General features: G+C 71.0%; 9 protein-coding genes. 3 read left to right on the plus strand and 6 right to left on the minus strand.

Annotation, left to right across the window (positions count from 1 at the left end; translation table 11 throughout):
- Nucleotides 1–322: 322 nt before the first annotated feature.
- Together J2X36_RS26520 and J2X36_RS26525 are read right to left on the minus strand one after the other, a co-directional pair.
- Nucleotides 323–1,816, minus strand: coding sequence for an LTA synthase family protein (locus J2X36_RS26520; RefSeq protein WP_405029869.1), 1,494 nt, complete (start codon nt 1,814–1,816; stop codon nt 323–325).
- Nucleotides 1,817–1,829: 13 nt separating this feature from the next.
- Nucleotides 1,830–3,776: a capsular biosynthesis protein gene (locus tag J2X36_RS26525; protein ID WP_310355187.1), complete on the minus strand. Its 1,947-nt coding sequence runs from the start codon at nt 3,774–3,776 to the stop codon at nt 1,830–1,832.
- Nucleotides 3,777–4,118: 342 nt separating this feature from the next.
- On the opposite strand from J2X36_RS26525, the gene J2X36_RS26530 reads away from it, so the two are divergent.
- From J2X36_RS26530 to J2X36_RS26540, 3 genes are read left to right on the plus strand one after another with little or no spacing between them, the layout of a single operon-like run.
- On the plus strand, nt 4,119–5,426 hold the full coding sequence (locus tag J2X36_RS26530) for a capsular biosynthesis protein (RefSeq protein ID WP_310355189.1): 1,308 nt from the start codon (nt 4,119–4,121) through the stop codon (nt 5,424–5,426).
- 33 nt (nt 5,427–5,459) lie between these two features.
- Entirely contained in the window at nt 5,460–6,227 is a 768-nt protein-coding gene (locus J2X36_RS26535) for an SDR family NAD(P)-dependent oxidoreductase (RefSeq protein WP_310355190.1), read from the plus strand.
- Entirely contained in the window at nt 6,227–7,084 is an 858-nt protein-coding gene (locus tag J2X36_RS26540) for a formyltransferase family protein (RefSeq protein ID WP_310355192.1), read from the plus strand. The genes J2X36_RS26535 and J2X36_RS26540 overlap by 1 nt, the downstream gene beginning before the upstream one ends.
- Before the next feature lie 61 nt (nt 7,085–7,145).
- Here the strand turns inward: J2X36_RS26540 and ettA are convergent, their stop codons facing one another.
- The 4 genes from ettA to J2X36_RS26560 all read right to left on the minus strand — a co-directional run bounded on the left by ettA (nt 7,146) and on the right by J2X36_RS26560 (nt 10,440).
- Nucleotides 7,146–8,798, minus strand: coding sequence for an energy-dependent translational throttle protein EttA (gene ettA, locus J2X36_RS26545; RefSeq protein ID WP_310355195.1), 1,653 nt, complete (start codon nt 8,796–8,798; stop codon nt 7,146–7,148).
- Between the two features lie 206 nt (nt 8,799–9,004).
- Nucleotides 9,005–9,280 carry a hypothetical protein gene (locus tag J2X36_RS26550; RefSeq protein WP_132256318.1) on the minus strand — a complete coding sequence of 92 codons (276 nt, stop codon included), beginning with the start codon at nt 9,278–9,280 and terminating at the stop codon, nt 9,005–9,007.
- Nucleotides 9,281–9,289: 9 nt separating this feature from the next.
- Nucleotides 9,290–10,183, minus strand: coding sequence for a DNA/RNA non-specific endonuclease (locus tag J2X36_RS26555; RefSeq protein ID WP_310355198.1), 894 nt, complete (start codon nt 10,181–10,183; stop codon nt 9,290–9,292).
- A gap of 5 nt (nt 10,184–10,188) precedes the next feature.
- Entirely contained in the window at nt 10,189–10,440 is a 252-nt protein-coding gene (locus tag J2X36_RS26560; RefSeq protein WP_310355200.1) for a hypothetical protein, read from the minus strand.
- Nucleotides 10,441–10,898 lie beyond the last annotated feature (458 nt).

Below are 10,898 nucleotides of genomic sequence, written 5' to 3' on the forward strand. Positions count from 1 at the left end.
TCGTAGCGGGCGAACACCCCCTCGCTCGTCACCGTCTCCGCGCCCGACGCGATCGCGCCGGCCGTCGGACCTGCCCCGGGCAGGACGTTACAGCCGCCGACGAGGCAGGCCGTCAGCGCGGACAGCGCCGTGATACGCAGCATGTACTCGTTCTCCGTCCGAGCCCCCTGGCGGGCGGGGACCTGGGGTCTGGTGCGCGACCTTTGCGCGCCAAACGCTGAAATCCGTTTAACGGTGGCTCAACCACGCCGTGGCCGCCCACGGCTCGGCACCGGGTTTCATCCCGGCCCGTCCGCGCGGGTAGGCATCGGCCGATATTGCGTCACGACCGTGGCACGGCCAAGCTCGTTTCCCTCTCGGGGGCGGCCGGAATCCAGGCATTGCGCAGCAGGCGGCCGAGTCCGTCCGCCGTCAGGTCGACGCGGCCGGGACGGGGGACTTCTCCGCCGAACCGGAAGATCGCGTAGTCGGTCGCCGTGTCGCCGAAGCCGGGCCGGCAGGTCTGCAGGGCCGGCGCATGGTCGCCGAAGACGCAGAGGGTGGCGCGGCGCCCTTCGAGGCCGCGGATGAGATCCTCCACCATCTCCCCGGTATGCGCGACGTGGTGAAGATACTGCGCGAGCGGATCGTCGATGCCCGGCAGGCGCCCGGGCTTCCAGGGGCCGTGGTTCTCCATCGTCACCCCGAACAGGAACAGGGGGCCCCCGGCCGCCTCCACCTCCGCGAGGACGCGCCGTCCGAAGGCACGGTCATCCACGTAGGGGCCGGTGCGGGGAGCGTCCCGGAAGTCCTCTTCCATGACGAGGCGTTCGAAACCGAAATTCCGCATCACGGCCGCGCGCTGGAAGAAGTCCCGGTGGAAGGGGTGCACGAAGACCGTCGCGAAGCCGGCCCGCTTCGCGAGACGGGCGAGGCTCGTCGGCTCGCGGCCGCCGGCGCTCAGATAGGGATCGAAGCGCCCGAAGCCGAGGCCGTCCGCGTCGAGGCCGGTGAGCACCGCGTGCTCGGTGCGCATCGTGTAGGCGCCGTGAGCGGGGACGCGCAGGCGCCCGAATTGGTGCGCGCGCGCCCGGACAACCTCCATCAGCGGCAGGGCCGGACCATCGAGGCGGAGCGGATCGATGAAGGATTCGAGCTGGATCACGACGAGGACGTCGTCCCGTGCGGCCTCGCCCGGGGCCACCGGGACCGGCGCAGGCCGCTCTCGCCGGGTCGCCCGCCAGCGCAGGAGGTAGGCGGCGAGCGTGGCCGGCTGCCCGAAGCGGGCGATGTCGGCTTCGAGGTCGGGACGGGGAAAGCGCCGTGCGACGCGGGCGGCGAGGGGCGCGCGTTCGGCGGCGAGGGCGAGCGCGCCGAGCAGGAGCGGCAGGGCGATCACGGCCGCGAGTGCGGGCGCCGACCCGCTCGGCAGAACGGTCGGCTCCAGCCAGAACCAGAGGCCGACGACCGACACGAAGGCGAGAAGTGGCAGGCCGATGCGCGGGTCGGTGACGGGGCGCGTGTAGTAGAGGTCGGGGTGCCGGGGCACCTGCGGCAGCAGGGCGAAATCGCTGAAGGCGAGAGGCTCGCCGATGACCCCGCGCTTGAGGCGGCTCACGAGGGCGAGCCCCGCTACCGTGAGGATGCAGGAGGCGGCGGCGAGAAAGGGCCGCCAGGAGAACACGAACCAGAACAGCGTGAGCAGGGCATAGGCCGCGAGGCGGATCGCAAGATCCCCCGGCCGCAGGCTGATGGGCCGGCCGGTCCCACCCTCCGCCGCCTCGATGACGAGGGACAGGCCGAGGGCGGCGAGGAACGCGACGAGGACGGTGATCACCGGGACAGGTTCCTCAACGCGGCTTGCCATCCGGCCCACGCGTGACGCCGCGGCGGCTGCGCAGGTGGCGCACGATCGGGTTCAGGAGGGCGTAGCGGGCACGCATGGTCAGATGCGCGATGCGGCCGATCGAGAGGGCGTTGCGCGGGGCGGCGTCGCGCGCCGCGCTCAGGCGGTCGAGCAGCCGCTCGGGCGTGCAGGGCTTCTTCGCGACCGGGTCGAGATAGAGCGGGTAGAGGATCAGCGCGCCGGCGACGAGTTCGTCGAGACCGAGCCTGCGCCCCCTGTCGGCGTTCGGGGCGAGATCCTCGGTCAGCCCCCAGCCGGAATAGAAGGGGCGACCGTGGACCGCGACGGTGAGGCCGCGGATCAGCGCCTCGAAGCCCGCCAGCGAAGTCATGGTCTCGACATGGTGCACCCGGTCGAGAAGGTCGACGATGCTGAGCCCTCCGACGATCCGGTCAGCCAGCGTGAGCGCCTCCTCCTCGGGGATCACCCCGGTGCGGAAGCCCGCTTCGACGTCCGGGTGCGGCTTGAACAGGATTATCGCGTCCGGGTTGCGGGCGCGGGCGGCTCGGAGCAACTCGCGGTTCGAGCGCACATGGGGCGAGCCGTACATCACGGAGGCGTCGTCCTCGACCTGGCCGGGCACCAGGACGAGGCGCCGCCCCTCCGGCAGGTCGAGGGGCGGCGCGGCGAGGCCGACATTGTACTTGCTGAGGCGGCGCGACACGATTGCCTCGCGCAGCCGCCGCGCCCGCGCGACGAGGTCCGGCGGGAAGCGGCTCTGCGCCAGCAGGACGGAGAGGCCGCTCTCGCGCCGCGGGTCGTAGTAGATGCCGCGATCGTCCACCACGATCGAGGCGCCCGGCTGCAGGCTGGCACCGAGCCCGACCGAGCGCAGGAAGCCGTCCTCGATCCGCGCCAGGGGCAACCCGACCTCGGCGCAGCGCTCCTCCAGATGTCCGGGCTCGCGGGTGGCCCAGGCCCGGATCCGCGCCTGATGCAGGAGCCCTGCGGCGACCGCGTCCTCGGCCTTCATGGCGTGGATCGGAGGGCCGTGGGGGCCTGCCGCGAAGACGTCGAGGGCGGGCCGCTTCCAGCCCGACACACCGACATAGACGATCCTGCGATCGTTGCCCGCGAATCGATCCCGCAGCCACGCGACGTGCTCGAGGCATTCCGCGGCGCTGACCGGTCGCCGCGTCCAGGGATCGAAGTAATGGACGCCCGCGCCGAAGGCGGCGGCGAACAAGGCTGCGTCCGGGGGGGCGGCGGTCCCGTCGACGCAGTGCGTCTCGATTCCCGCCAGCCTCGGCCCGTACGCGGTCTCCCAGCGATCGACGTAGACGCGCGCCGCCCGCTCGAACAGGAGCCAGGGATCGACGGGTCCGCTCAGAACCGTCAGGCGTTCCGCGCGGTGGCGCCCGAGGCCCGGGCAGCCCTCCGGCCCGGCCACGACGAAACGCTCTGCCGGACGGTCCGCGAGCACCCGGCCGACGAAGGCGCGCAGCCGCGCCGGGCTCGCGGCGGCCGGACCGTCCGCGAGGATGAGGGCCGGAGCCGGAAGGCCGCCGAAGACCTCGTCGAGGGTCGTGCCGCCGCCATGGGGAAACCGGTTCCGCCCGTAGAGCCGGCGGCCGCGGAGCGAGGCGGCCAGCTCGGCGCCCGGCGCCTCCCCACCCACGGGCCTGCCCCGGAGCCTGATCCGCAGGCTCGCCATGCCGGTTTCGGGCGTGTCGTAGGGGCTGAGCAGGGGACCGGGCTCGACGACGAGGGGCGGACGCCCGGCCCGGCCGAGCAGGAATGCGGCGGCGCCATCCGCGCCCCAGGTGGCGCCGGCCGCGCCCGGGCTCCAGGGAAGGGCGGGCCGGCGTCCTGTCGCGGCCTCGATCTCGGCGCTGAGCCGCCGAGCGGTCCGGCCTATCGCGAAGAACGAGGGAGGTGAGTTCGGCAGCATCGCTTGAACGTTCGGGGCGACGGCCCGGGAAGGGGCCGGATTCTGGCAACCCGCGCCGCCGAGGGGCGGCGCGGGGCCTGCGGGATAGGGTTATTAGCGCAATTCACAGGGTCGGGGCGACCGTCAGGAGTGCATGGTGCGCTGGACACACGCTTGCCGTGTTTGCCGCCTAACCCGTCGCAGACCGAGACTTGCCGCGGCCGGCGTGGCCGCCGGGCCACGGTGATAGAGATTTACGGTGATCGCTTTCCGGGTCTCATTGCGGGTGCCGAGCGCCTGTGCGACCCCAGAAGACGGACCGCAGGCCTGGGCGCCCGCCCGGTGAAGGACAAGCGCCTCGTGATGCTGCAGCCTCGCCCCGACGCGTATCCTGATCGCCCCGCGACCTTCCTGTTCCTCCAGGGCATCGCCTCGCCCTTCTTCGCCGATCTCGGCCGCGCCCTGCGGGATCGTGGGCACGCGGTTCGGCGCATCAACTTCTGCCCCGGCGACTGGCTGTTCTGGCCCCTCCCCTCCGACCATTACCGGGGCCAGCGCGACGGCTGGGAGAGTTACCTCGACGCCTACGTGGCGCGGCACGAGGTGACCGACATCGTGCTGTTCGGCGATTGCCGGCCCTACCACGTCACGGCCCGCGAGGTCGCCAAGCTGCGCGGCCTGCGGGTTCACGTGTTCGAGGAGGGCTACATCCGGCCGAACTGGGTCACCTGCGAACTCGGCGGCGTGAACGGCCATTCCTCCCTGCCGAAGACCGCCGAGGAGGTGCGCGCCATCGCCCGCCGCCTGCCGCAGCCGGGGCGCGCCATGCCCTCGACCGGCAACATGGCGCGGCGCGGCCTGTGGGATGTCGCCTACAACATCGCCAATATCGGCTTTCCCTATCTCTACCCGAACTTCCGCACCCACCGCCCGCGGCACATCGCGTCCGAATATGCCGGCTGGATCAAGAAGTTCACCCGCCGCGGCCGGACGCGCCGCGAGGCGATCCGGTGCAACGAGATCTACACGGCGATCGGCGCCGACTATTTCCTGCTGCCGCTGCAGCTCGACAGCGACTATCAGATCCGGGTCCACTCACCCTTCCTCGGGGTCGAGGGCTTCATGGACCGGGTCATCAAGTCCTTCGCGGATCACTCGCAGGCTCCGACGCGGCTTCTCGTGAAGCTCCACCCGCTCGACAGCGGCCTGATCAACTGGCGCAAGTTCGCCCGTGCCTCCGCCCGCCGCCACGGCGTCAGCGAGCGCCTCGACTTCATCGACGGCGGCGACCTGCCGAATCTCATCCGGGGCGCCCGCGGCGTCGTCATCGTCAACAGCACGGTCGGCATGCTGTCGCTGGAGACGGGCCGGCCGACGCTCGCCATGGGAACGGCGATCTACAACATGCCCGGCCTCACCCATCAGGCCGGCCTCGACAGCTTCTGGACGAACCCGACCCCGCCCGACATGAGCCTGATGGCGGATTTTCGCAGGGTCGTCCTGCACCGGACGCAGGTCAACGGCGGCTATTTCTCCCGCCCCGCGATCGATCGCGCGGTCGCGGGCGCCGTGCCGCGCATCGAGGCGAGCCTGCCGGACGCCTGTGTCGCCGCCGCTGCCCGGATCCGGGACGGGGGCGCCGCGGACGAGCGGCTCGCGCCGGTCTATTGATCGATCGCCCCCGGCGGGGGTAGCAGGCGGCCCATGTCCGTCATCCTGATCACCGGCGCGTCGAGCGGCATCGGCGCCTCGCTCGCCCGCCACTACGCGGCTCCGGGCCACCACCTCATCCTCAATGCGCGCGGTGCGGACCGGCTCGAAGCGGTGGCCGAATCCTGCCGGGCGCGGGGCGCCGCGGTCGAGATTGCACCCCTCGACGTGCGCGACCGCTCAGCCGTGAGCGCGTGGCTGCGCGAGACGGATGCGCGGCTGCCGCTCGATCTCGTCATCGTCAACGCGGGCGTGAATGGCGGGCATCCGACCGGCGGCATCGAGACCGAGGAGACTGCCTTCGAGACGGTCGACATCAACCTCAACGGCGCTCTCAACGTCGCCCTGCCCTGCGTGACGCTGATGCTCGCCCGCGGACGCGGCCAGATCGCCCTGGTCTCCTCGCTCGCGGCCTACGCGCCGCTGCCCGACGCGCCGGCCTATAGCGGCACCAAGGCCGCCCTCCTCGCCCACGGCCTCGCTTTGCGGGAGAAGATCCGGCACACCGGCGTGCGCCTCAACGTCGTCACGCCCGGCTACGTGAAGACGCCGATGGGGGGCGACTACAAGGGCTGGCGGCCGTTCGAGATGAGCGCCGACGAGGCGGCCCTGCGCATCGCGCGCGGCCTCGAGCGCGACCTCGACGTGGTCGCCTTCCCCCGCCGCCTCGCCGCCGCCGCCCGCGGGGCAGGGCTCCTGCCGGAGCGCCTGCGCCGGCTCGGTATGCACGGCTTCCGCTTCCAGATCCGCAAGCGGCGCTGATGGGACGGCTCCGCCTCGCCGTCCTCGCCCTCGAAGCGCTGCCGAACGCCCGGGCGCTCAGGCGCTTCGTCGCCGACCACGCGGCGGAGATCGCGTTCGTCGGCCTCTCGAACGCCGAGCGGCCGAGCACGGGGGGCTTCACCGGCCAGATCCGGCGGCACCTCGCCCGCTCGGGGCCGGGCTTCCTGCCCTATCTCGGCGTCAATTTCGGCCTGCCCGACCTGATGCGGCCGCTGGCGCCCGTGACCCAGCGCCTCACCGGAAGCGGGGGAGCGCCGGAGGCGACGCCGCTGCGTGCGCTGTGCGGCCGGCTCGGCATTCCGGTGCTGAAGGTCGACGACGTGAACGGACCGGCCGTCTCCGACGCCCTGCATCGCCACGGCGCCGACCTGATCCTGACCTTCCATTTCGATCAGATCCTGTCCGGCGCGACGCTCGCCGCTGCCCCGCTCGGCGGCCTCAACGTCCATCCCGGCCTGCTGCCGCGCCATCGCGGCCCGGTCCCGACGATCCACGCCCTGGCCGAGGGGCCGGACGCCTTCGGCATCACAATTCAGCACCTCGCCGTCGCCATCGACACGGGCGCACTCCTCGCGCAGGAGGCGGTGCGCCTGCCCGCGGACGTCACGGCGAGCCGCGCCTCGGTGCTGCTGCACGAGCGCGGCCGGATCCTGGTGGAGCGGGTCCTCGATCAGGCGGCGGCCGAGGGCCGCTTGCCGCCCGGCCGGGCGGTCGAGACGCTGCCCTATTGCGGCTTTCCGGACCGGCGGATGCTGGCAGATCTGCGCCGCCGCGGCCTCAAGCTGACGGACGCGCGGGACCTGAGGGAGGCCGCCTCCCTCAACGCCCGGGCGTGAGGCCGTGGCCGCCTCCCCCGGCGAGAGAAAGCGACCACGGCGCGAGCGTGCGGCCTGAGCCTTACCGGCTGAACTTCTTGTACTTCAGGCGCTTGGGCAGGATCGAGTCGGCGCCGAGGCGGCGCTTCTTGTCCTCCTCGTAATCCGAGAAGTTGCCCTCGAACCACTCCACGTGGCTGTCGCCCTCGAAGGCGAGGATGTGGGTCGCGATGCGGTTCAGGAACCAGCGATCGTGGCTGATGATCACGGCGCAGCCCGCGTAATCCTCCAGGCCCTCTTCGAGCGCCCGAAGCGTCTCCATGTCGAGGTCGTTCGTCGGCTCGTCGAGGAGCAGTACGTTGGCGCCGCTCTTCAGGGTGCGGGCAAGGTGCACGCGGTTGCGCTCGCCGCCCGAGAGCGTGCCGACCTTCTTCTGCTGGTCGCCGCCCTTGAAGGCGAAGGCCGCGCAGTAGGCCCGCGAGTTGATCTCGCGCTTGTTGAAGTAGATCACGTCGTTGCCGCCCGAGATCTCCTCCCAGACGGTCGCCTTCGGGTCGAGGGCGTCGCGCGATTGATCGACGTAGCCGAGCTTCACGCTCTCGCCCACCTCGATCGTGCCCGCGTCGGGCTTCTCGGCGCCCGTGATCATGCGAAACAGCGTCGTCTTGCCCGCGCCGTTCGGCCCGATCACGCCGACGATGCCGCCCGGCGGCAGCTTGAAGGAGAGGTTCTCGATCAGGAGGCGGTCCCCGAACGCCTTGTTCAGGCCGTCGAACTGGATGACGTTCTGGCCGAGCCGCTCCGAGATCGGGATCACGATCTGGGTGGTGGCGTCGATCTTCTCCTGCTGCTTGGCGACGAGCTCCTCGTAGCGGGTGATGCGGGCCTTGGACTTGGTCTGGCGCGCCTTCGGGGAGGCCGCGATCCATTCCTGCTCGCGGGCGATGGAGCGCTGGCGGGCCATGTCCTCGCGGCCCTCCTGCTCCAGGCGCTTCTGCTTCTGCACGAGCCAGGCCGAGTAATTGCCCTCGTAGGGGATGCCCCGGCCGCGGTCGAGCTCCAGGATCCAGCCCGTCACGTTGTCCAGGAAGTAGCGGTCGTGGGTCACGATCAGGATCGCGCCGGGATATTGCCGGAGGTGGCCTTCGAGCCAGTTCACCGTCTCGGCGTCGAGGTGGTTGGTCGGCTCGTCGAGGAGCAGCAATTCCGGCTCCCACAGGAGCAGGCGGCAGAGCGCCACGCGGCGGCGCTCGCCGCCCGACAGCTTGTCGACGGGCTGCTCGTCGCCGGGGCAGCCGAGCGCCTCCATGGCCTGGTCGACCTTCGAATCGAGCTCCCACAGGTTCTGGGCCTCGATCTGGTCCTGGAGGGCCGTCATCTCGTCGGCCGTCTCCTCCGAGTAGTTCATGGCGAGCTCGTTGTAGCGGTCGAGCAGCGCCTGCTTCGCCGCGACCCCCTCCATGATGTTCTCGCGGACGGTCTTGGTCGGGTCGAGCTGCGGCTCCTGCGGCAGGTAGCCGACGCGGGCGCCCTGGGCCACGAAGCCCTCGCCGGTCCAATCCTTGTCGATCCCGGCCATGATCTTGAGGAGCGTCGACTTGCCGGCGCCGTTGATGCCGAGCACGCCGATCTTGGCGTCGGGGTAGAAGGAGAGGTTGACGTTCTCCAGGACCTTCTTGCCGCCCTGGTAGGTCTTGGTCAGACCCCGCATGTGGTAGATGAATTCGCGGGCCATCGCCGTGTCCTTGCGTCTTGCGGTCTCGTGCGGCGCGCGGATGCGCGGCCGCGATGGGTCTTGAGCGCGGCGCCGGCCGATCGATCCGGTCCCCGGCGCTCCGAACCCGAAGCCGCCCGCGGCGCCACTGTCTCTTGTGATGATCCGGCCCGAGTATCAGGGCCGCCCGGGAGGGGCAAGGACGGGAGACGATTCGCCCGCCCCTCTCAGGAAAAGGGATTGCGCAGCGTGGAGGTCGGTTCCGCGCCCTCGTCGCCGACGGAATCGGGCAGGTCCGCGGCGGCGAGCGCCCGCACGATGGCGTCGACGGCCCGCTTGAGGTCGCGCGCCTGGGCGAGGCCGGCACGGTCGCGGGTGATCTCGATCTGCCCATGCACGGCGATGCGTGCCGTGCCGTTCTCGATCGAGAGGGCGCCGATCGTCTGCACCATCGTGTCGTCGGAGAAGGGTGTGAAAGCGGGCTTGTCCGTGCGGCGTGCCATCAAGCCCTCCTAGAAAATGGAGCGGAGCGCGTCGCGCAAGGCCCGCCGCAGCGCCCGGAACAATTCGGATTTGAGCCAGGATTGCCAGCCCTCCTCCGGGCGGTGCGCCTCGCCCGGCTCGCCGCGGGAGAATTCGCGCGGCTCCGGCAGGTCCATGACGGTGGCCTTGACGCGGTCCGGCAGGGTCGGGAAGGCGTCGAGCCCCGCGACCGCGTTGAGCGTCTTCAAGGAGACCGCGCGCCATGCACCGTCCGCCCGGTTCGGTGCGAGATAGGCCCCCGCCTCGCCCCGCTTCGGATCGTAGACCGCCTTGAAGATCTGGGTCGGCACGAGGACGCGGCCCTTGATCGCCTCGACCGAATCGCCCTCGAAGACGGGGCCGGTGATCACGTAGAGCTCCCCGCGCTGGCTCGCGAGGCGACGAACGCTCTCCTCGATGGCGGACCACAGCCCGCGATTGAAGGTCCGGTTCTGGGGCACGATGTTGGCGAGGCTGAAGGATTGGGCCTGGGCCTCCGCGGTCGGCATGTCGCCGGCGGGCGCCATGTGGCCGCGATCGTAGCCGCTGCGGATGTAATCCTCGACGCGGGCGCGCTCATCCGAGGGAACGCGATCCTCGTCGTGGAAGGCGTCCTCCCGGTCGACCCGCCGCGCCGCGGCGACGCTCGCGCGGGTCAGGTGCTCGGCCGCGTAGAGCGGCGTGCGGGAGACGCCCGAATGCAGCACCGCGTAGGCGTCGAAGCAGAGCGGCAGCGTCCGGGCCGAGAGCTTGGCGTTGGTGAGTGCCGGCGGCGACCCGTCGAGATAGAGGGCCGGGCAGGTCGCGGCCCCCTCCCCGATGGCCGCCGCGCCGGAGCTGGTCGCGAGGACGAGCGCAGCCGCGATCAGACGCCTTGCGCGCACCGCGCTCAGTAGCACACGCGGACCTTTCGGGTGCCCGAAGGGGTCGCCCGCCAACGCCAACCGCAGGGCCTGCCGAGGCTGCCCTCGAAGGGTTGCACGTCGCGGTCGGGCGCGCCGGGCGAGGCCTGGATCGGACAGCGGCCGAGAAAATCGCACGCGAACGTGATCTCGGAGCTGCGCGACTCGACTGCCGAGCCTGGCGTCGCGGCGGCCAGCAGCGCGAACGCACCGAGGCAGGCTCTGAGGAGAATGCGCATTATCGGTCGGTATCCGCCTGCAACGCGCTGCCGAAAACCGCGAATCGAGCCGAGTAACATTGCTGGTGCCGCCGCCCGTTCATAAATGCCGCACTCTCAGTTGCATCCGCGGGTAGCTACCGCCGAGGGCCGCTCCGCAATCATTAACGCTGAAATCGGAACGGTGGGGAGCTAAAACCGGCCCAGGGCACCTCGGCGATTGGGGCTGCACCATGGCAATGCTGGGCAAGATCGGTATATAGGACCGAAATTCTCATCGATCGCTACGGTGACTCGATGCCCGCGCCGGCCCCGACGCGGCATGCACCGGATCGATGTCAAGGACGAGCAAGCGGGTACAGAGCATTGGCACGGCAAGATACTTCCCTTCTCGACGGCATTTTGGATCCCTCGGCGCTTCGGCGCGTGCCGGAGGCTGATCTGCAGGCCGTGGCGGACGCGGTGCGGGCGGAGATGAT

Origin of the sequence: Methylobacterium sp. BE186, from assembly GCF_031457035.1 — a bacterium.
Classification (GTDB): Bacteria; Pseudomonadota; Alphaproteobacteria; order Rhizobiales; family Beijerinckiaceae; genus Methylobacterium; species Methylobacterium segetis.